The organism is Pseudoalteromonas sp. OFAV1 (assembly GCF_021532595.1).
Taxonomy (GTDB): Bacteria; Pseudomonadota; Gammaproteobacteria; order Enterobacterales; family Alteromonadaceae; genus Pseudoalteromonas; species Pseudoalteromonas lipolytica_C.
This window is the reverse complement of record NZ_JAKGBG010000016.1, coordinates 19,970-41,927: the sequence shown is the minus strand read 5'-3', so window position 1 is coordinate 41,927 and position 21,958 is coordinate 19,970. Positions and strand designations below refer to the sequence as shown.

Below are 21,958 nucleotides of genomic sequence, written 5' to 3'. Positions count from 1 at the left end.
TTAGATAGAACCTGTCATAACTTTTCATTTAAGCTATATGGGACCGATTTATAAGCTTAGCTATGTTTCCTTTTATGTTACAGAGGTAATCATAATTACCTACAACAATTAGCCTATATCTAGCTCTACTTGCAGCGACATTAATTAAGTTTGGTTTAGCATTAATGAAGTTGTGATTAAATTGCTCATTGGATACAACCATACTTAGAATTACTATATCAAATTCTGTGCCTTGGAAAGCATGCACAGTGCCGATCTTTTTATTATTGAACCTATGGCCTACTAAATTCCTTAGCTCACTCTGAAGGCATATAGATTGGTTTTGGTATGGAGTAATAATCCCAACTTGGGCTTCAATGTCAATACCATTTTCCTTCATTTCTAATAGCATTTTCTTAATTGCTGATATTTCTGAGTAGCTAACATTTCGAGTCTTTGTTAAGTCTGGCTTGCAATCAATAAATGTAATTGGGTGAGCGTAAATTTGCGAAAATAAAGTTTCTTTTATTTTTGAAGCTTTCGTCTTATTTATTAAACCATCATAGCCTGCTATTTCTATGAATAAATCGCTTATTTCTGGCAAACACCTTCTGTGCTCATTAAGGATGATGCTATTACCTGTTTCTTTGAAGCTACTGCTTAAGCAAAAGGCTGAGCGTTGAAAGGCTGAGGATTTCAATGGATGATAGATGGAATGCTTGTCATCTATATTATGTTTCTTGTAGAACTCCATAATCCTATTTTGATCTATATTGATAATCGGCTCTAGTTGTTTTTGGTCCCCTACGACACATACTTTATCTGAGCGTAACAATAAGGTCGGCATACAGAAAATAGGAGACATTCCAGATTCATCACAAATAGATAAACTGAACATTCTTCCGCTAATAAAGTAATTGTCATTAACATGCAATACATTACCAAGGGAAGATAGAGTCGAGGTAATTACTGGAAATATTAGGCCGATATTATTTAAAAACTCTTCGGTGTTTTCAATTTTAGCGTATGTTTTATCCGGATCGATATGAGAGGACCAAGTTTCTAACGCCGGAACAATTGTGTTCTTGTTTAATTTGGCTGATAAAATTAAAAACTCAATCGATAGTTTGAATAAAAGGTATGTTCGTTTAGAGTTTCTTACTCTAAACTCTTCATCTGCTGCGGCTACCTTTCGTTTTTTTAAGAATATATCAAGCAAACTTGTGTATCCATTAAGTTCGTTATTGATATTGACAAGTTGAGCCTTTAATTTACGTGCTTCATTTCGAAGCTCGACTAGTTTAGGCAGATCGTGTAGTTTCAATTCGTTAAGAAAACGTGTGTGACTGTCGATTTTTTCATGTGCGACTCTATTATCTTTTTTTGCAAATAAAGTAATTAGGAAGTTTATCCATGAGCCAATTGAACTTTCCAAATTATGTTCTTTGTCATGGTAGTTAGAAATTAAATCATAATTATAAAAATCATCTTCAAGTAGTTTGTCTTTGATACTCTCAAGTTTGAGTCGTTGAATAATCTCCATAAATTGATTGTATTTATTTTTTACTGTTTGAATCTGTAGTTTGATTCTCTTTCTTTTGTTTAATAGCGAAGTTACATGGCTTTTCGTTGCATTAACAGTGTTAGAGTAGTTAGGAGTTACTCCGAACAATAGTGACACCTCCTCAATTAAATCATTGAGAGTCTTTATTTGCGTATTCTTCGATAGTAATGCGCACCTAGATAGTTCAGATTCAGTAAGTTCATTCGAAATTCGTTGTGTCGATGAGGTTAGACTGTTTCTTGCTTCCAACAGTTTTGTTTTTATCTTATTATATTGAGCAATATTAACATTAGAGCCCTGCAAATTTGCTATTGCTCGTTCAATTTTTTTAGTAGCATCTCTTCTTTTTTCTTTGTTGCCTACGTTTAGGTTAATTGACCATGCTAACTCATCTGGAAAGCTTTCTTCTAATCGCTCAATTACATTCTCAACGGCTTTGTTCGTATAAGATGTTATAAGTATTGGTTTAAAATCAGCTTGACGACCCTCTGCTATTGATATTGCCCTTTCAGTTATTTGATCAGCAATTGCGGACGTTATCATGGTCGTTTTACCTGTCCCCGGAGGGCCTTGAACTGAGACTATATCTTCTGATCTGCGTAGCTCAGATAATGATTGAGCTTGACCATGGGATAAGGGTGTCTCTTGGAATGAGCCTAAAAAGAATTGCTCAACATCCTTTTTATTGGTTTCTGTTCTAAATAAAAAGTCATTGATGATTTTTCTATCTAATAAAACCTTGTTTTCTATATATGACAGAATATCCTTTTTAAAGATAAGTGTGGCATCTGAAAAGTCACTGTACTTTAATACACCTTTGTTAAATACCTTTACTTTAATTGACTGTCTTTCTAAATCTGAAGTAATGAAGGCGAGTAAAGAATCCAAAGCTAACTTGAAATTTAGGTTAAATTCACCGGTCAAAAATTCTATAAAATTAATGATACTGTCATCTAAGTTGATGGCGTCTTCATCATATCCCATTTTTACGAAAGTGTCGGTGACTACACCTATTTTAGTGTCTACAGACCAAGGATTAATATTAAACTCCTGTGATTTATCGCCAGAGATTATTGTCCTTTCAAAATCAGTTAGGTCTACAAAAAAGAGTGGACTTATCTTCCCTTTAATTTCTATCAAAGGAAAGAAAAACACTGGCCTCGAATCGTTATTTCTTAACAGTAAAGATTTTTTATTAGACTTAAGGATCGAAGAGAGCTCTTTAGATACTTTAATATTTACGCTATCACGTTGGTTGGATACGATATTATTTTGATCATCTAAAGATATAAATTGATGACTATTAATTTTGCCACCCAATTCAGTCTTTTGAATATCTTGTTCTCTCACACACGAGAGCCAAAATGCAAGGATATCCTCAGCTCTATTACTCATAACGTACTCACTTTTTGACCAAGTCTTTATTACTTTATACCTTTTTGGGATCAAACTCTCATCATTTTTTTATAAAAGATGTGAGAAATTATTATAATGCGGTTGAAAAATAATAATTATAAATAGAAAAGGTTTTACTTTTATGGAACATTACATAAGCGATAACAGAATTAAAGAATTTGAATTAACACTAAATTCAGAGTTGGCAGCTGCTCGCGCTTCTTTACTGAATAATGAAAAAGAACTTGCAGAAATCCGCGAAGAACGTTGCATAGATATGCTTGATAAGGCATCAAATTCTGATTCTGAACGAAAATTAGAGTCAAGTACAGCTTCTTTGAAAATACGCGCAAAAAAGATCTTAAAAATATTGAAAAGCATGGATGATTTTGGGTATTGTATTAAATGTGGTGAAGAGATTGGTGAGCAACGATTGTCAATTGATGTTACATTTGATTGTTGTGTGTCATGTATGACAAAGCTTGAATCCAGTCCAAAGTAAATCAATAAAATAAATTAAGTGTAATATATGGCTAAAATGTGCGTACTTATTATAGGTGCATCTGGTTTTGTTGGAAAATATGTCGCAGAAGAGTTGATGAATCAGGGGCATGAAGTTAGAGGCACCTACTTTCGAGGCAAGACATTACCAGATGCTAAAGGGACAATTAACTTCAAAGGTTATTATCTTAATAGCCTTTTCTTAAATGATGAGAGTTATTTGCAAAGTATGGTCGAGGGCGTTGACATTATCCTCGATTGCACTTCTGTTGACCTGAAAAATAGACTAGAGCTTTGTAATAAATTAATTTCGTATAACAATAAAGTTCAATTCTTCCTTTTAGGAAATGGCCTAAAGCAAGTAAATACTGCTAACGTTTATGTTTTGAACTCCTCGCCTATTATTGGCTTAAACTCAAAGTTTACTAGCGAAGTTGTGGAAAATAGTAAATCTAAGATAGTTCTATCACCAGTTCCAAGTCTGGCCGCAGGTTACCCAATTCATATTCATGATTTTGCAAGTATTGTTTGTAAGTTTTTCGATTACATTCTTGATAATGAAGCAGCCATGCTGAACTTGCCTAGAGAACTTTATATAAAAGGTGAACAAAAGATTACTATAAGGTTTATGCTTGAAACTATAGCAAAGGTCTATGGAGAAAAAATCTTAGGTTCATTCCATTTAGGTAAGCTATCAAATTCAGCAAATAAATTTTTATTTGAGCATGCAGATAAAGGATTTTCAGAGGATAGTTGGCAGATCATGTCTAATTACGATAAGAAATATGAAGGACCAAATTTAGCTGATTTAGTGGATTACAAGTGTTTGTCTTTATCATCAAGATTAACTAATAATTAGTTAACTTCAATCTTTAAGCTTATTGAAACCTAGTGGGGCTAAATTTTTTTTATCATTAAATTTAGCCTTGTTATGGAAGTGCCAATTTATCAAATTATCGATTCCTTTCTCAAAAATAGAAGCTTCTGTTGGGCAGTTTAATGCGCTCTTTTCTAGTGCTTCTTTGAGGAGATTGACCATAAAGTTGAGGTCGTTAACGTAATCAACATAATGCAAAGACTGACTTTTACTCCCGTTCATTATTTCTATTTTTAGTCCGACACAGGAATGATCTTCTTTTTCCGACGCACTATCGAAAACGAACCAAACTATTGATTTCAAAAAACCTCCGTCTATAAACTTCCTTGTATTCGGCATGTTTATAACATCAGTAGCTGAATTGGGTGAGTTTTTGAAAAACAAAGTTATGCCTTTTGTTTTGCTTGCATGCATTTTTGTTGCTTATTACTTTTATGAATATTACCACGGGTAGGTTACTTTACCAATTCTTAATTGGCGGTAATGGACTAGTTATGTAGTCAAACCTAAACCCAAATTCGTAAATGGATTTTTAAAAATCCAAAAATAAATCAAAGCAATATATAGGCCAACTTTTTGGCGCTCAGTAAAGTAGTTAAGTTTCTGTATTATTTTAGAGGCCTTTTCGGTATGCCCATTGCGTTTAATAAAGCGCTATCATGTCCATTTTTTATTGCATCATCGATTACTTTTTCCATAAATTCATCAAGTGACCATGTTTCATGCAAATATGCCATATATTTGATTTTATTGAAATTTGACCTTTCTTCATTCAGGCAAAAACTTTCAAACGTGTTGGGATCTACTTGAAAAGTTGCAAACATTGGGATTTTGAATTGCTTTGCTACTTCAGATACGACATTCATTTGCGGCTTAATTGAACGTTTGTATTCTTCACTAATCCTGCCTTTGGCCATAAAAAACACTCTTTTGGTATAATCATTAAAAAACATATTAAATTGATTATGATCTTTATTACACCCCAAAAACAGTTAAGTTCTTCACCTAGTCGAAAAATCGCCGAAGAGTACACTCGTAAAAATTTGGATTCTGATGCCCTAGCTGAATATTGGGTAGAGCAAATTACAGAAGGCTACAAAAGTACAGTTTCAAATGAAAACAATCTAATTATTTCTGTTGATCATTCAATTTCTGTTGAACAAAGTGTGTACAAAGATTTAATTGCGCAAGCGACAATTTTAAATCTCGCATTTCCAAAACAGCACTATTCTTTAAAAACATCTGTTAGTCTAGGGTTTTCATGCCCTTCAAAAATAGAATCAGAGTTTAAGAATTTAAAAACGGGCATGCCTACTCACCAAAAGCTAAAAGCCGTTATTTCTCAATTCAATTCAGATAGTGGTGATGATTTCAAATTTTCAAAAGAAAACATGGCTTGTATTCGATTTAAAGCAGAATTTGAAAAGCCAATGTTAAGTTCAAAAATTGAAGGTATAGAAGATCAAAGTGAAAGAATGTTCGAAACACTAAAGAAGCACATCACTTTTAAAGTTAGAGAGCTTCTATCTGAATTAACAAATGAATTTAAAATTAAAATAAAAAACGAAAAAAGTTCAAATTTTTCTTTAGATAGGTAAATAATCGACTATATACTTAATTGTGTTAATTAAGGAACGTGAAAAATGAACAGTTACTTTGAAAATAGAACAGCTTTTAAAAAAGCTCAAAGCCAGTCTGAAGTAGTTGATGCTAGAAATTATAAAATTTCACAAGCAGATATACCGTTAAGTAAAGAAAATGTAGAGCAGTTCTTTACTGATCATCCGCAATATAGAAGTTTTCCTCAAATGGTATCATTATTGAGTAACAATGATGGACAGCAGAGTGATGCAATTATTAATCTCTATGAGTTCGCAATTCATAAGGATAGAACAGCTTTTATTTTTTAGAAAGTAAACGAGATACTATCTAGTTGTTCGTTTTGCGTCCTAATTAACATATTTAGATTTTCCTTACTTGTTCTCGAGCTATAAAATAGTAATAAAAAAGTTAGTCGAGAATAAAATGAACATTTCACTTTCCACACAAAGTAAAGCCACTCTTTATCTATCAATAGGTTTAGCATTGTCTGCTATATCTTTTAATTCATCTGCTAACTCTTACCTAAAGCCAGCTAATGCAAAAGAGCAGATCGAGAGCTACTTCAACAAACAGAATAAGACTAATCAATATGATGACCCTTTCTTGAAGTTAAGCTTAGAGTACAAGGATATTGAGCTAGAAGAACGTCAAACTCAGACGTATCCACAAGTTGATAGCAAAGTATTAGATTATATTGAGAATATGACTGAGATCATTCAATCTAGAAAAGTCGCTCAAGAGCAAGAATTAACTGACCTTAGAGACACATATTCAAACTTTTTGAATAGCGATGTCGAAAATTACCTAGAACTTATGTATGCTGAATATTTTTCGTACTATGACGCTGAAATTGATTTAAGAAGAGAGACTATTAGAGATTCTCAAATTGAAATGATGTATAGCACTGTAATCACAAATGACAACACAGTTGGAGACTTAACTGAAGATTATCAGAGCTCAACTTATAACTTTTTAGTTGCATACAGAGGAATTCTAGAAGACAAGCGCGAAAACCTCTATGGCACCGACTTTAATAGTCGAATTGATGATTTTAATGCTAAGAACAATAGAATTTTAGGTGTTCTTAGTAATGCGAATAATTATTTAGGTTCTTGTTCGGCATGTTTAACAAGTTATACTTTGCCCGAGCAATCATCAAAATTAGTAAAGGAAGAATTAAAAGATCTTCAAGCTCCTGAAAGTATTCCTGCTTACAGATGCATGAGTGATACTACTGGCGTTTATCAAGCGATGTGTAGTCGATTAGGAAATTAATTCAAAGGTGATTCTATGTTTAATAAAAAATATATAGTGGTTCTATTATCAGGAGTTTTAATCTCTACATCAGCCTTTGCCGGTTCTCAGCCAAAATCAGGTAAAGACAGACACAACGATGCTCATACACAAAGTGGTGCTCAAGAAATTTATGAACAATGGAAAAGTGATGCGTCACATGAGAATGATCCTTTTAAGAGAATTTCTGAGGGTTATGAAATCGATAAAAGAACATCAAGTGATCAGTTTTTCACATCAAGTATTGAAGATCAGGTAGAGGTCTTTAATGAGTTAGCAAAGAGTAATTTTGAAGATAACCTGAAATTACGACAAGAAAAGAGAAATGAAACAATTCAAAATGCCTATGAAACATCATTTGATAAAGATGGTAATTTCAATTTAGAAACATACAACGGCATTATGGAGGATTACTATTATACTAAGGAGAATGACTCTTTAGCATATTATAATCAAAGACAAGCTAACCTCTCTAATGTTGGTGGAAATGCTACTTCTACCATTGGTGCTATGAATTTGAATATTTCGACGTCATCACACAATGCGACAGTTAATCTGCTTAGTTTAATGACATCAGATATGACATCGAAGAAAAATGAAATCATTGCTTCGTTATCAGATAATGTAAATAGAGCGAACCAAAGTATCGTGTACGGCAATGATGCAATGACATTTGCAAATAATTTCTCAGATGAATGTCCTGCTTGTGCTTTTGATAATCCAGAGCCGTTGGAGCCTATTGGTGAAGTCGAAGAAGAGGAAGACCCAGTTGTAAGTAATCCCTCGATCCCGGTGATTGACTGTGGAAAGCCTGACCTTAAGCCTTGGCAAAGTGATACGTGGATGAAGTGGAAGTGCCCGTAATAGTTGTTTATAAATATAAAAAGGTGATTTATGTACATTCAAAATAAGCTTAAGGTATTGGCATTACTTATGTCACTTCCAATGGTATCTAATGTTTACGCAAGTGAAGCTAACTATGCTCACGGCAATGCTCATATTGCTTCAAATGCAAAAGTTATGTATGACTACTGGAAAAATAACAAAGATACTGGGGCAACAGACCCATTCCAACGTATTTCACAGGGTTACTCTCAAAACAGTGCTCAAGATAAAGACAATGTTGAAGCAACAACTTTATCTGAGATATACGCAGATTACATTGAAACGGCAAGTAAATTTACGACGGACGACATTAAGAGTCGTAAATTAGAGAGGGACGCTTCTGTTGAAAGTGCTTATGAGTTTGCATATGACTATGATGATGAAGTACTTAATAATGAAAAGTACAACCAGAAAATTCTAAGTTTCAGAGATCGTAGATTGACGCAGTCACTCATTCATAATGAAGAGCGCCAACAGCGGATTGCAAGTATTACTTCCGTGAAAAATAGAAGTATTGATAATATCAATAGCTCAATAAGTCAAAACTCATATAATGCAACGATCAACTTTATTGCATTAATGAAATCAGACTTAAAAGATAACAAACAAGCTATTTATAACAAATTCGGCGATAATATTGTTAAGGCTAACTCGGTATCTTCAACCACATCGGATACTTTGAGCATGGCGATGGATTTCTCAAACGAATGCCCAGCTTGCCAATTCATTGCTGATCCAGTTGTAATTGAGCCTATAGCACCACCACCTGATGAAGTAGATGATCCTATCTATAATCCACCTATTGAGCAATGTGGTGGCCCTGAGTGGAGAGACGGGATGTTGATTTACTTTAATTGTAAATAATACCTATAAGGGGAATATTGCTATGCTGTTATATTTCCCTTATTTATTTCCTGAATAGTTAAGTTGTAGATTGCTTTTAATAGTTTCTTCTTTAACATATACATAGGCAACCTGCGTCCTTTTACATCTTCGATAACATCAACAGATTCACCTTTCCTTTTGTAAACAAAGTCTGCGAAGTAGCAGCAAACCTTTTGATCGTTAATGATGATATCGTAAGGTTCTTGTATCCGTAATTCAGAAATCTCGCCCGACTTCACTCTACTCTTAAGTATAAGGTAACGCTTACCTTCCAAAATGCTATCAAAAGTAATACCATCATGCACAACTTTCTTGGCGCCATGTTTATTAGGTTGGCCATTATCTTTCTGTGCTACAGTTTTAGGCTTTGGTGCTGTATTATTTGAGCTTGAGGACTTTTTTGACTGTAAGGCTTTTAACTCTTTTAGAGAAATTCTATCGCCTGATACTAATCTAGGATCGATACTTTTTAATCCCAAAGGATCTTTAGGGTTTGCTGTTTTTTCAGATGTATTTGGTTTTCTAAAATAGGCCATAAAATCACATAAATTAACTTATTATCTTATAAATTCTAAAGAGGCTTTATACAATGTCAAATAGAAACACGTATTCCTTTAATCTATTTGTTACGTTACGTGGAATTGACTTTTTTTATAAAAGACACTAAGTTACTACAAAACAACAACTGGGCTGTAAAGACTTAATGCTAACAAGCAGGACATTTTCTCTCCAACAACTCGCAGTATCTGCTACGTCATTTTTAAGCGAATCAAAGGGATTTACTGATCAACACACAAAAGATCTCTTTTATAAAACGATTGAGATTTGTAAGAGCAAGGGGCGCTCTGAAAAGGAAATAATTCAAAATATTTGTGATCAACTGAGTGCAATAACGGGTATCCCTTATATTGAATGGGCAAGAGAATTGTTTCCATTGGATAAAACAATAGAGTTCTCATCAGTGCCAGAATTAATTGCTGGGTTAGCTCCATTTTTATCAAGAGACGAAGCTCTGTATATTAGAAACAGTAAGGTTTCATCCGTAGATCCTGTTAAAAATCATGAAGTCATGAGTAAACTAGAAAACATGTTGGATTTTGACTTTGCTGATCAAAAGTGGGCCTTACTTGCTATTTTCGCCGAAAGAGGCTGTACATTAAGTAAATTAAGCATCGCTAATCTTCTTTACCCTCTTGATTGTGATAATGATCCCATAATCTCTAACTCTCCAGTACTATCAGAAAAGTTATTTAATGAGGCATTTGAGGCCATATCTGATAACAGTGAATGTCATTTAAATTTTATAACGCAGTTCAATACACTGATCTGTGAGTCTAAGTTGAAGTTAGCCCTACTTCAGATAGATAAAGGATTTATAACTCAGGCAAAGTTACAAATAGACTATGTCTTAAAAAATGCAGCAAATTACTCTAGAGCTCGACGTTACATAAAAGAGCACTCAATTTTAAAGAGTATAAACTAAGCACTTAAATACGATTCAATTAATTCCGCGTAGCCTAATATGGTAGGCGCGGAACATCTCACTGCATAACCCTCTGCATCCTAAATCATCGTAATCTAATATTTATTTCAATTTGATTGTTATAGATTCCCAATTCATTAAAATAGTTAATTAGACAAGATTAATTATGAAATTAAAAGATATTAAGAGGTTTATATGGGTTCTATATTTAGGCAGAAGGTTATCCATAAGAAAACAACAGGAATAAAAGGTGAAGTCTTTTTAAAACAGCCTATCAACTTAACCGTTACAACCCTTATTCTTCTCGCTTTATTTTTAGTAAGCATTACTTTTGCGGTCAATCTAAAATATGGTAAGCACTATGTTGTGTCAGGGTGGTTTAAAGTGACACCTGAGATTCAGGAGATTAAATCGAATGATGATGGAATTATAAAGCATCTATATGTAAAAAACGGAGATGTGATAGATAAAGGTATTGTAATGTCTATTGTTGAGCATCCTGAATTTGATAGGTACGGAGAACTTCTTCATGTTCGTAAAATTGAACAAGAAAAACTTTTGCTATCTGATATATACAAGCAATATGAGATAAAAAATGCTGAGCTTATTGAAAAGATATCAATTCTTGAAGACAGGATGAACCTTAACAAAATTGAGGAAATTCAAACTTATGTAAGTATCGAAATAGCCAAAGAAAACCTAAAACTTTCAGAAGCTCAAACTGACCGTATTAAGCAGTACTACGAGCAAGGCAATACCTCACGTAGCGATTTTGAACGCACTAAACAAGAAATGCTCAATGCTAAGGCAAGCGTCAATAACCTAGAACTTAAATTGGTCGCAATATCGAATAATATTTTGACCCAAAAAGAGCAATTAGCAAATCTCAAAGCGCAATTGGGCACACTTGATATTGAGAAGGAAAAACTAATTACTAGCAAGAAAAATGAGATTACAGCGCTAGAAGAACGATATTTTACGACAAGTAAGAGTTTAATTTCTGGAGTTGTAAACGGTATTAAAAAAGAAGTTGGTAACTTAACTAAACCGGGAGAGGTAATTTTTACAGTTTCTCCGGTTAATTTAGAATGGTCGGTTGAACTTCTTCTGCCTACGAACCTTTCAGCAAAAGTAAAAGTTGGAAATGCTGTAAAAGTAGCGGTTTCAGCATTTCCTTCAGAAACATATGGCCACCTAATTGGAAAAATATCTCAAATTGACACAAATGTAGTAACTGGAAATGATAGTAGCGTTATTGGCAATGTAAATCACCCTTCATATAAGGCTGTTGTGACAATTGACAATCTTGTTACAACTAAAGGGAAGGAGATTGAACCACAAAATGGCCTGAATGTAACAGTAAGCATCATTACGGATATTGAATCGACCATGGATAAGATATTAAGACCATTTAAAGATATTGGAGAGCACTTGGAATGATTGATTTCTCACTGATCAAAAAAGTACCCTTAATAAAACAATCTGAAGTTGCCGAATGTGGGCTTGCATGTATTGCAATGATTTCAAGTTTTCACGGATTTAAGACAGATCTAGCGTACATAAGAAAACTTGCTGGTTCTACAATCAAAGGAATGTCTTTAAATGACGTTATTAGTGCATCTTTAAAGCTAAATTTAGCAGGCAGAGCATATCAATGCGACATTGAAGATTTAAACCAACTGCAATTACCAGCTATTCTGCACTGGGATATGAATCACTTTGTAGTTCTAGTTGAAGTAAAAAATAAAGGCATCGTTATTAATGATCCAGCTAAAGGAACTAGGTTTGTTGACCAACAGGAGCTAGATAATAACTATACAGGTATAGCCCTTGAACTTACACCGACTGAAGATTTTTCAAAAGATGATGTACGAAGTTCACTTTCTTTATCGACTTTATGGTCCAAGATAACACACTTCAAAAGGAATGTAGCAAAGATCATCGCACTATCAATTATAGTTCAGATCGCGACCTTATTAATGCCTTATTATAGCCAAACAATCATTGACGATGTCATGGTCTCTCATGACTCTGATTTATTGCTCGCACTTGCGCTGGGCTTCGGTTTATTAGTTGTTTTTGAAATTCTAGGACGAACATTAAGAGGGTGGTTAACGTTAAGGCTTTCGACGACACTAGGCTTACAAATTGGTATCAATATAATGAATCACCTTTTTAAGCTTCCTATATCGTTCTTTGAATCCCGTCATACAGGTGATATCTACTCGCGCTTTGGTTCATCACAAAGTATACGTGAAACACTCACACGAAGCGTTTCTGAGGCTTTAATTGATGGTGCCATGACAATTGCTCTATTATTCGTTATGTTTTACTACAGCTGGGAATTGACATTAGGTGTCTTAGCTGTAGGCGCAATTTATACAATTTCTCGTATCGTATTTAACAAATCTTATCAAAGGCACACTGAAGATGGCCTAATCGCATCAGGTGAAGAGCAAAGTAACTTCATGGAGTCATTGCGAGGAATGCAAACAATAAAGCTATATAATCATGCTAGCAGCCGTATTTCAGGTTGGTTAAATAAGTTCACTGCCTTAATAAATACTGAAGTACGAATTGGCAGGTTAAAGCTTGGCTTTGAAATGCTAAATCGACTCTTATTTGGAATTGAAAATGTTGTAATAATGTATTTTGCAGCGACATTTGTGATAGATGGTGACTTCACTTTAGGCGCCATGATGGCATTTCTAGCTTATAAAAGAAACTTCACAGAAAGCTTTGTCAAACTTGTCGATAATGCAGTTGAGTTAAAGTTATTAAAACTTCATGTAGAACGTATTTCTGATATAACGAATACAGAGATAGAGAAAATACACTCAGCATCCATTCCTTCGGTAAATAGCGATACTGAAAGTGTTAATGGCGATATTGAGCTGATAGATGTAAGCTTTCGATATGATGATAAATCCCCATTTCTATTTAGAAACATAAATTTGATTATTAAAGAAGGTGAGTCTGTTGCGATCACTGGACCATCCGGTCAAGGTAAAACTACATTACTCAAAGTGATGATGGGGCTATTAGAACCATCGGAAGGACGAATATTATTTGACGGTCGCGATATAAGGGAGCTGGGCATACAAGAGTATCGAAAAAAGATTTCTACAATAATGCAGGATGATAACCTATTCTCAGGCACATTATTGGATAATATAGCGTTATTTAGTGAGTCGGTAGATTTTGATAAGGTGAAGATGTCCGCATTTAGAGCATTGATACATAAAGAAATTGAGCAAATGCCTATGGGGTATGAAACGCTTGTTGGAGATATGGGTTCTTCATTGTCTGGTGGCCAAAAGCAGAGAATCATGATCGCTCGTGCTTTGTACCGTGACACACCCGTTTTGTTTATGGATGAAGCTACAAGCAGTTTAGATATTGAAAATGAAAAGAAGGTTGTGGCCTATTTAAAGTCATTGAAAAAGACACGAATTAGCGTTGCTCACAGAAAAGAAACGATTGAAATGTCAGAACGTAAATTAACATTACTTAATGGAGTATTGGAACAAAGTTAAGCTTAATGTGCCCTCAATCGCATTTGAAAACAATTGAGGGCATTTCATATCTAAAGGAATAATTAAGGCAATATTGGCTTATGCTCTGGTGATAACACAGATCCACTAGCAAAGTTCGATTTTTCAGTTGATGACATAGGGGCCACTGAGTCTAGTTGCCAGTTACTAATATCTTGATCAAAGGCATTTGAAAATTGAAACATTGCACCTATTCCGACAACATTTGACATATCCCATTTATCTAACGGCTGATTAAAGGTAAGTGTCGCTTGAAACATGGCGTGAGTTGAAGTCACATTAGGGAATTGCCAGTTATTGATGTCCTGATTAAATGCTTTAGCATATGCAAACATATAAGCTAAACTTGTTGCATTATCAAGCTGCCATTGGTCTAAAGGTTGGTTAAAGGAATCTGTGCCATGGAACATTTGAGTGAAGCTTTCCACATTTGAAACATCCCAAGAATTGATATTTTGGTTAAAACTTTTCGCAAACGAAAACATGTTTTCCATTGTTTTGACTTTTGAGACATCCCATCTACTAATATCTTGATTAAACAAAGTCGCGTTAGTAAACATTTTATCCATTCTTACCACATTAGATACGTCCCACATGCTAATATCTTGATTAAATGACCCATTTTGAAAAAATAAAGCGCTCATGTCGGTAATATTAGAAGTGCATACACCTGTAACATCTTCATTGTTAGCAATCATACCTTCAAGTTCTTCGCGTGTAACTCGCTTGGCTCCATCTACACAGTTAATCTGACCATTTTCTGGCTCAAGTGGCGTGTTCGCGGATGAGCTAATGTTTGACGATAGTGAGTAACGAAGATTTAGAACTTTATAATCCTTCATTAAGCTTGTTCCTGCACTCGCGGTAAAACCGATGCCTAGAATTATTGAGCTAATCAAAAAATTGAATTTCATTCTATGCTCCTAGTTAGCATATTTTTGTAATAATTCTTACAATATATATTACAAATAATGTACACTTAATTATTATTATCTGAAACTATGACGTATTTAACGTATTTAAAGGTACTATTTGATTATGCAACTTTCATTTCAACATTTCGTAAAACTAACGGGGCTCCCCATTTTTATTTTAAGCCTAAGCACTACCAGTGCCATAGCAAGTGATTTTCATAAAGTAGAAGATGGCTACACATATAGATTTAAAGTGTCAACTTCAGTAAACGCCAGTAACAAAGGTTCAGGGAGTGACGATAGTAAATGTACTTTAACTAAGTCACAGCTAGTTGAAAAAATTAACAATAATGACGATGTGACCGGTGCATGTACCTCGAATATAACTGACATGAGCAACCTTTTTGCTGGTAACACATCATTTAACCAAGATATTAGCATGTGGGACGTTTCTAACGTAACTAACATGACGGGGATTTTTAAAGGAGCACATTTATTTAACCAAAATATCAATTCTTGGGATGTGTCTAATGTAACCAGTTTGTCTCAGGCGTTTATGGGAGCTTCAGCATTTAATCAACCTCTTGATAACTGGAACACCTCGAAAGTTGCGTCAATATCCTCTATTTTTAATGGTGCATCATCGTTTAATCAAAATATTAATAGCTGGGATACATCAAGTTTATTTACGGTTGAAGGAGCATTTGCACAAGCTGACTCATTTAATCAGCCGTTAGATGAATGGGACACATCAAATATTTGGTATATGGACAACTTATTTTATCGTGCAGGAAGCTTTAATCAAAATATTAATAGCTGGGATACAGGTAAGCTCAAATCAATGGACGGAATTTTCTATTATGCGATATCTTTTAATCAACCGCTAGATCAATGGAATACTGATAATCTAACGTCTCTTGAGAATGTTTTCAGCCTTGCTAAATCGTTTAATCAAGATATTAGTAGTTGGAATGTTTCAAATGTAAAAACGTTTAAAAACCTCTTTCATGATGCTAAGTCATTCAATCAGCCGCTTAGCAGTTGGGACACTTCTAATGTTGAACTGATGATTAGTGCATTTGCGGGCGCAAGCTCATTCAACCAAGAGTTAAATAGCTGGAATACGAGTAAAGTTGTCGATATGAGATTCATGTTCTCGGGGGCAAGTGATTTCAATAGAGCAATTAGCTCATGGAATACAAGTCAGGTCACGAACATGAGCTACATGTTTAATAGGACGAATGCCTTTGATCAGCCTTTGTATAATTTTGATACATCAAAAGTGACAAAAATGCATAACATGTTTAGTGATAGTTTGGCATTTAATCAGCCAATTAATCATTTCAATACAGCAAATGTAGATGATATGAAAAGTATGTTTAGTGGTTCAAAATCGTTCAATCAACCAATTAACAGCTGGAATACAGGAAAAGTCAGTAATATGAGACAGATGTTTTCATTCTCTAGTTTTAATCAGGACATATCAAATTGGGACGTTAATTCTGTGACAATTTGGGATAATTTTGCATCAAATTCAGAATTAACTGAGGATAAAATCCCAAGTAAGTTTAGATAAAATATTATGCCTCACTTATCAAGTGAGGCAAACAGAACTTTAAAGCGTAACGGAAGTATCTTTATTGTCAGTATCGCAATCATTTAATTCTAAGCATGGATTTTCCACACTGTTCATTTCTTGCTTTACTTCAGTTGGTTTCGCATAGTTATTGTAATCAATATCACTGAGAACATAGTTATGGAGTAATTCTGCGGTTAAAGTGAAAATTAATACTGTAAATATGCAAGCAACTAGGTACTTCACGTTTGGCTCCTTATAAAAAATTTAATGATATATCTTATCAACTCAAGAAACAAAAAGCTATCACTAGAGTTAGTAAAATAATGATCTTAGAATTTTTAGTTAGTAAATTCTTGTTCTCGGAACCAACATAAAATGGGTGCTTTAGTAAGCATTTGCTGAATAATTAAACAGAAAGTGCAGGAAAAAACGTATTCAATCGGTATTTAAAGTCACCACAAAACAAAAAATAATACTTAGTAAAATAGTGATCCATGGCAAGCAACGAGGCTTACCATATACTTAATTATGACTTTCTAAGTCACCATCCTATAAGACTATTCCCCTCCCTGCATTATGTAGGGAGGGGAATAGCAAAATGAAAAGATTTACAATAGCGCAAATGAACCACTTAATTTTTCTTAACGAATAACTCCCAGCAGGCTTTTTGTTTGGAATGCTCACTGCGACTGTGATCAGGCTTCTTCGTTATTAGTTCATCAATATTAGTGGAGGCTTGTTCCGAAAGGTTTACTGGCCCAATTCGAGTATAGTCAAAACTTGTGCCTAGTTTCTTTTCTACTTTTCGCTTTTTAGCTTTATTTTGAAGTCTCTTTAACTGTAACTTTAGTTCTTTCCTCTCACTGATGCTTTCTCGGATAGCATTTTCAGAATTAATATAAAGCAGTGACTTTGCCAAGGCCTCTATGATTTTAATCATAGATTCACCATCCGTATCAGACATTACTAGCTGGCGGTTTATGTTGAGTCCGTCGAACTCATCCTGATACACAATGTCGGTTTGAGTTGGTAAGATCTTTTTAAAATACTTTGTATGCCAGTCAATTAATTCAGAAACGCTTTTGGTATCATCCTGATACATAATAGTAAAACATAAAGTAGCATCATCGAAATTACTCTCTTTACCTTGAGGAGAACCTGTCGCTAAAATTTCGAGTATGTGGACATCACCCGACCCTTTATTTATGTAACCGGTTTCTAAAGCATGGCTAGTCATATTGTGTCGGTTATCAACTTTATTGTTTGATAAAAGTAAGTTACCAGTATCAATCTCTCTGTCTAATTCAACCTGTGTAAGGATAATTTCATTCACGTACATACCCTCAAAAGAGTGCATGCCAGAGGAGTTATTGAAAATTTCAATAGAAGATAGTGGTGATTGTCCAAACTCAATGTATTGAATCGGATGAGGGCATTTTAAAAAATGACACTCTGCTGATTTCCCTATATCAACATCGAGGAGCTGATCCACTAATGTATCGGTAACAGAAAAAAAAGGGGCCCCTAACATTTCAAATCTATGTGAAAAGAATATGTGGTCGATACCGGCCAAGTTTGTATTCATCTCCGGGAAGTAATTATTTACTCCTGAAATATAGCGACGAACATCAGAAGAGTTTTTAGCAAAAAAAGTGGCAATATTTCCAACACGAGCATCAGGTTGACTTAAAGCATCAATTATATGCAATACAGCATTGAGCTCTTGCATTAATCCAAGTTCAACACTTATCGGGAGCATACCCAACCATCGCTTCCGTCTTGGAAGTGATACTTCCATCACTTCTGGATTTGAATCATCTATTTTTTTTGTATACTCGGAAAAAAAGGATTCAGAGTTTTTGCTTATACATTTAAAAGCTTCCTCTTGATCCCTAAAGTAGCTAGAAACGATGCGGTTTGAGACTTCTTGTGGAAGAATATGAATATCAGTTTCCAATTGCGCCATTTTAATTCCCTATTTGCCGAATGTGATATAATGTTTAAACACAGTATTATAAAAGGCGGATATAATGTCAACAAATAAAGATATTCTATGGATACCTACTTCAAAGATTTCTCACCTGATTGATAAATTTAATCAATTAGGTAAAAAGGCATACAAAAATAACTTAACGCCGCCTAAGTTAGAGCTTACTGATGAAAGAACAACCAAAACCTATGAAATCACAATAGCTGGTCATGTTGGTGGCCCCTTTGCATACAAGCCTAAGCGATATGAAGTGCCACTTCGAAAAGTTGAAATCGAGGGCGAAATGCCAGTTATAAATGGTTGGAAATTTCTAGCATCTATTCAGCACTCAGACCAAAATAATCATCATTCAGTGAATATGGTTAATACAGCATTATTTAATACTGATTTCGAGAAAAAATTAATTGAGAATGAAAAAGATGAGTATGAAAAATGCCCACCAAATTGTGAGCATTGTGACCTCTCTCGAAAAAGAAATCAAACTTTCATTCTAATGAATAACGAAACGCTTGAGACAAAGCAGGTTGGTTCCACTTGTGTGGATGATTTTCTGGGCGAGAATTCTCTTAAGAAAGCGCTCATTATGTACGAACTTGATGAGTTACTTACTCGCGATTATGTGTATGAATATGTAGAAGCTCATTACACTGGTAAAACACAAAAGAGCTCATATTTGGTCCCTATCGAAATATTTGTAGCGCAAGCATCTATGTTGATTGATACTGAAGGATTTGTTTCTAAGCAGAATGCTGAATCAGAAAACCCTGCTACAGTAAGGCATGTACTTGAAGCATTTAGAAACCCTAATGAGGCTCAAAAACGTCTATTTGATGCATTTGATAGAGGTGTTAGTCATAAGCAATTAGATAAGGCACGAGAAGCCATGGACTTCTACAAATCAATTGATAGTTATGGGAAGTCTTTCATTCAGAACATACAAAACATTGTCACTCGTGGATATGTAGATTTAAATATCGGATTTCAGACCGGCATTTCAACTTATATTCCTGAAGGCTATAATCGTGAGTTAGAAAGACTTCAACAGATTGAGATCGAGAAGGCTAATACTTTAGATGAATTCTATGGTGAAGTTAAACAACGTGGAACATTAAAATTAACACTCTCTAATGTTAGGGAGTATACAAACGTTCAATACCCATATGTCAAATTTACATTCAAGGATGATGACAAAAGAACATTTGTTTGGCAGGCATCGTATGATAATTTTCCTGATCTAGAAGAGGGCTTAACTTACCAATTAAAGGGAACTATAAAATCACATTATGAAGGTAAGGCCGGTAAGGTTACATACTTGAATAGATGTGCCAATATCGAAGAAGTCGCCATTGATTCTGAGCCGCCAGTATTCATTGAGGAAAAGGGCGGTCGGAAGAAAGTTAAGAAGGAGTTGGACAGTCCAGACCTCTCTATGTAAGAGTATTCTGGACAGCCTATTTTTACCTTTAACTCAAAGTTTTTGAAGTGAATCTTCAATTTTAAGGTCAATTATTTTGGCCATATTCTTTGCTGGTTCAGAATCAATGCCATGTTTACGTAAACGATTAAATAGGTTTAGCTCACTTGTCCTTGATTTTATTAATACATCATTAAACCATGCCGAGTAGTTAGGGCACTTTAGCTCTTTGAATGTACTCGTATTAAGTAGAGTTTCAACGATTTCAGGTTTATCTTGTGCTGTTATTAGTTCAGAAAGCAGTTCGCAGCTTGATTCCGGTGACAATGACTTTGATCCAAGTACAATCAAACTAGCTTTAATTTGCTTTTTGTCGCGAAGGTTATTTAGTTTTTCTACCTTCGATAATGTCGGATTATTTAATACTTCATCTACTTCAGGTACGTTAATCACTTTCTCAATCAATTCTTCTTGAACAGCATTAATTTCTCCTAACATTAAAAACTCTTCCCAGCGAAATGCAAAAATCATACAAAGCATGATGGTGAATGAAACAAAGATTAGGCCAATTAACTTTTTCATCTCAATGTATATCCTTAATTTATTTTAATATGAAGGGTTAAATGACTTATCATCCACATAGGGCTTTAAGTCATTATCGCTTTTACTAGGAAAACATGCGTAAATAACATTATTGATATCACGCTTTGTGTTGGGTTCAATTAGCTCTGCATCTACTAAACAGAATGGAAATACTGTTGAAATTGTATTGTGCATTCTTTTTGTGTGTTTATTTTGAAATCTGAATTTTGAAATTATATTAAAGCTAACCACTCCGTCAGGCTTCACATTTTGTTTAAGTAAGTTCATAAATTCAACCGTACTAACTTGCCAAGGCATACTGACATAGTGACTATAGAGATCGACAAAAATGACGTCATATTTTTTATGGTTAAATTTGAGAAATGAGCGAGCATCTTGAGCATAAAAGTCACCATTAATATTTGTATTCAAGAAGTAGTTTTCAGCTACACCTTTAATTGCGGGATCTATATCCACATAAGTAAACTTATTGCCCGATGTGTCGTTATGAGACAAAGTAAATCCCCCAGCACCAAGAACTAAGACTTCACTATTTTTATAATTCAAATTGCTGAATAAGATTTGGCGTACCCGCTCGATATACGGAGTTGAACGTTCACCTTCACCCTCGCCAAATAAGCCGCTTGCAAATTGATTATTTACAATGAATGCCTTTCTTTGCTCAAATGCATTTTTGTCCAAATAAACATTATAAGTATTGTATGAGGTTTCTTTTATTGAAATTGTATTTGATAAAGTTAGGTTTAACCATCCTGTAAGGAGTAGGATGACGGTAGTCGCCATGAAAACATACACATTTCTATGAGAACAAATAAGTGCCAAAACAACCAAGGAAATAACAACAAGGTAAATTGTACTCGATACGCCAAACACAAAAAATAAGACTAAGCTTGTGAATATAGAACCCGCTACAGACCCTACTGTACTTAAGGCCATTGTTTTGCCAGTCGCTTCATTTTGATTGTTAGCTTTTATATGACTACTTAACAGTGGCACTGTCATAGCAATTAGGGTTACAGGAATGCACATACCTACGGAAAGGTATACGACAATAATTGGCAAAGACTGTAGAAATGAATTAATACCCAAAGAGCTCAATGTTACATTGAGGATAAAGGTAGAAAAAAACACTCCAATAAATGCGGATGATATCACAAAGGCACCACACATAATCTTTAAAGTGTCGTATTTAGACCTATTAAAGATACCACCGAGCCAATAACCAATAGACAAGGAAGCTAAAAACAAACCGATAACAAGACTAACAGGTTCGCTTGAGCTGCCAATATAGGGCGTTAGCTGTCGCATAACAATCATCTGAAATGAAACTGACACAAACCCTTCTAAGAAAAGAATGAATAGGATCTTCCACATGGGAATAGTATTGGGCACTGGGGGGCCAAAAGCATTTTTGGTAGTAGTCATTATATAAAACCTTAC

Annotated in this window: 21 protein-coding genes; 12 read left to right on the top strand and 9 right to left on the bottom strand. The window is 34.5% G+C overall.

Annotated elements, in window-relative coordinates; translation table 11 throughout:
* Positions 1–28 precede the first annotated feature (28 nt).
* Positions 29–2,938: an AAA domain-containing protein gene (locus L1267_RS10980; protein ID WP_235382843.1), complete on the bottom strand. Its 2,910-nt coding sequence runs from the start codon at positions 2,936–2,938 to the stop codon at positions 29–31.
* A 142-nt stretch (positions 2,939–3,080) separates the two neighbouring features.
* Here L1267_RS10980 and L1267_RS10975 point away from each other — a divergent pair, with 142 nt between their 5' ends.
* Both L1267_RS10975 and L1267_RS10970 read left to right on the top strand, forming a co-directional pair.
* Positions 3,081–3,440, top strand: a complete 360-nt coding sequence (locus L1267_RS10975) for a TraR/DksA family transcriptional regulator (RefSeq protein WP_235382842.1) — start codon at positions 3,081–3,083, stop codon at positions 3,438–3,440.
* 27 nt (positions 3,441–3,467) lie between these two features.
* Positions 3,468–4,298 (top strand): NAD-dependent epimerase/dehydratase family protein, encoded by an 831-nt coding sequence (locus L1267_RS10970; protein ID WP_235382841.1) that lies wholly within the window; start codon positions 3,468–3,470, stop codon positions 4,296–4,298.
* 6 nt (positions 4,299–4,304) lie between these two features.
* Here L1267_RS10970 and L1267_RS10965 read toward each other — a convergent pair whose 3' ends face one another.
* Positions 4,305–4,730 (bottom strand): hypothetical protein, encoded by a 426-nt coding sequence (locus L1267_RS10965; RefSeq protein WP_235382840.1) that lies wholly within the window; start codon positions 4,728–4,730, stop codon positions 4,305–4,307.
* Between the two features lie 194 nt (positions 4,731–4,924).
* Entirely contained in the window at positions 4,925–5,233 is a 309-nt protein-coding gene (locus L1267_RS10960) for a hypothetical protein (RefSeq protein ID WP_235382839.1), read from the bottom strand.
* A 48-nt stretch (positions 5,234–5,281) separates the two neighbouring features.
* On the opposite strand from L1267_RS10960, the gene L1267_RS10955 reads away from it, so the two are divergent.
* The 5 genes from L1267_RS10955 (at position 5,282) to L1267_RS10935 (ending at position 8,960) form a co-directional block, all read left to right on the top strand.
* Complete coding sequence (locus tag L1267_RS10955; protein WP_235382838.1) at positions 5,282–5,914, top strand: hypothetical protein; 633 nt, start codon at positions 5,282–5,284, stop codon at positions 5,912–5,914.
* A 45-nt stretch (positions 5,915–5,959) separates the two neighbouring features.
* Entirely contained in the window at positions 5,960–6,226 is a 267-nt protein-coding gene (locus L1267_RS10950) for a hypothetical protein (RefSeq protein ID WP_235382837.1), read from the top strand.
* A gap of 115 nt (positions 6,227–6,341) precedes the next feature.
* Positions 6,342–7,193 carry a hypothetical protein gene (locus L1267_RS10945; protein WP_235382836.1) on the top strand — a complete coding sequence of 284 codons (852 nt, stop codon included), beginning with the start codon at positions 6,342–6,344 and terminating at the stop codon, positions 7,191–7,193.
* Positions 7,194–7,208: 15 nt separating this feature from the next.
* On the top strand, positions 7,209–8,075 hold the full coding sequence (locus L1267_RS10940; RefSeq protein WP_235382835.1) for a hypothetical protein: 867 nt from the start codon (positions 7,209–7,211) through the stop codon (positions 8,073–8,075).
* Between the two features lie 30 nt (positions 8,076–8,105).
* Entirely contained in the window at positions 8,106–8,960 is an 855-nt protein-coding gene (locus tag L1267_RS10935) for a hypothetical protein (protein WP_235382834.1), read from the top strand.
* Between the two features lie 20 nt (positions 8,961–8,980).
* On the opposite strand, the gene L1267_RS10930 is transcribed toward L1267_RS10935, so the two are convergent.
* Positions 8,981–9,517, bottom strand: a complete 537-nt coding sequence (locus L1267_RS10930; protein WP_235382833.1) for a DUF1064 domain-containing protein — start codon at positions 9,515–9,517, stop codon at positions 8,981–8,983.
* 167 nt (positions 9,518–9,684) lie between these two features.
* On the opposite strand from L1267_RS10930, the gene L1267_RS10925 reads away from it, so the two are divergent.
* From L1267_RS10925 to L1267_RS10915, 3 genes are all read left to right on the top strand, one after another.
* Positions 9,685–10,464, top strand: a complete 780-nt coding sequence (locus L1267_RS10925) for a hypothetical protein (protein WP_235382832.1) — start codon at positions 9,685–9,687, stop codon at positions 10,462–10,464.
* A gap of 195 nt (positions 10,465–10,659) precedes the next feature.
* On the top strand, positions 10,660–11,904 hold the full coding sequence (locus tag L1267_RS10920; RefSeq protein ID WP_235382831.1) for an HlyD family secretion protein: 1,245 nt from the start codon (positions 10,660–10,662) through the stop codon (positions 11,902–11,904).
* On the top strand, positions 11,901–14,000 hold the full coding sequence (locus L1267_RS10915; protein ID WP_235382830.1) for a peptidase domain-containing ABC transporter: 2,100 nt from the start codon (positions 11,901–11,903) through the stop codon (positions 13,998–14,000). The genes L1267_RS10920 and L1267_RS10915 overlap by 4 nt, the downstream gene beginning before the upstream one ends.
* Positions 14,001–14,062: 62 nt before the next feature.
* Here L1267_RS10915 and L1267_RS10910 read toward each other — a convergent pair whose 3' ends face one another.
* The gene (locus L1267_RS10910; protein WP_235382829.1) at positions 14,063–14,932 is read right to left on the bottom strand and encodes a BspA family leucine-rich repeat surface protein; all 870 of its coding nucleotides are present in this window, start codon (positions 14,930–14,932) and stop codon (positions 14,063–14,065) included.
* 124 nt (positions 14,933–15,056) lie between these two features.
* Here L1267_RS10910 and L1267_RS10905 point away from each other — a divergent pair, with 124 nt between their 5' ends.
* Entirely contained in the window at positions 15,057–16,508 is a 1,452-nt protein-coding gene (locus L1267_RS10905; RefSeq protein WP_235382828.1) for a BspA family leucine-rich repeat surface protein, read from the top strand.
* Between the two features lie 39 nt (positions 16,509–16,547).
* Here the strand turns inward: L1267_RS10905 and L1267_RS10900 are convergent, their stop codons facing one another.
* Complete coding sequence (locus tag L1267_RS10900; protein WP_235382827.1) at positions 16,548–16,754, bottom strand: hypothetical protein; 207 nt, start codon at positions 16,752–16,754, stop codon at positions 16,548–16,550.
* Between the two features lie 388 nt (positions 16,755–17,142).
* Positions 17,143–18,477 carry a hypothetical protein gene (locus L1267_RS10895; RefSeq protein WP_235382826.1) on the bottom strand — a complete coding sequence of 445 codons (1,335 nt, stop codon included), beginning with the start codon at positions 18,475–18,477 and terminating at the stop codon, positions 17,143–17,145.
* Positions 18,478–18,541: 64 nt separating this feature from the next.
* Here L1267_RS10895 and L1267_RS10890 point away from each other — a divergent pair, with 64 nt between their 5' ends.
* Positions 18,542–19,936, top strand: coding sequence for a hypothetical protein (locus L1267_RS10890; RefSeq protein ID WP_235382825.1), 1,395 nt, complete (start codon positions 18,542–18,544; stop codon positions 19,934–19,936).
* 33 nt (positions 19,937–19,969) lie between these two features.
* Here the strand turns inward: L1267_RS10890 and L1267_RS10885 are convergent, their stop codons facing one another.
* Entirely contained in the window at positions 19,970–20,497 is a 528-nt protein-coding gene (locus L1267_RS10885; protein WP_235382824.1) for a hypothetical protein, read from the bottom strand.
* A gap of 24 nt (positions 20,498–20,521) precedes the next feature.
* Positions 20,522–21,943 (bottom strand): fused MFS/spermidine synthase, encoded by a 1,422-nt coding sequence (locus L1267_RS10880; protein ID WP_235382823.1) that lies wholly within the window; start codon positions 21,941–21,943, stop codon positions 20,522–20,524.
* Between the last annotated feature and the right edge of the window lie 15 nt (positions 21,944–21,958).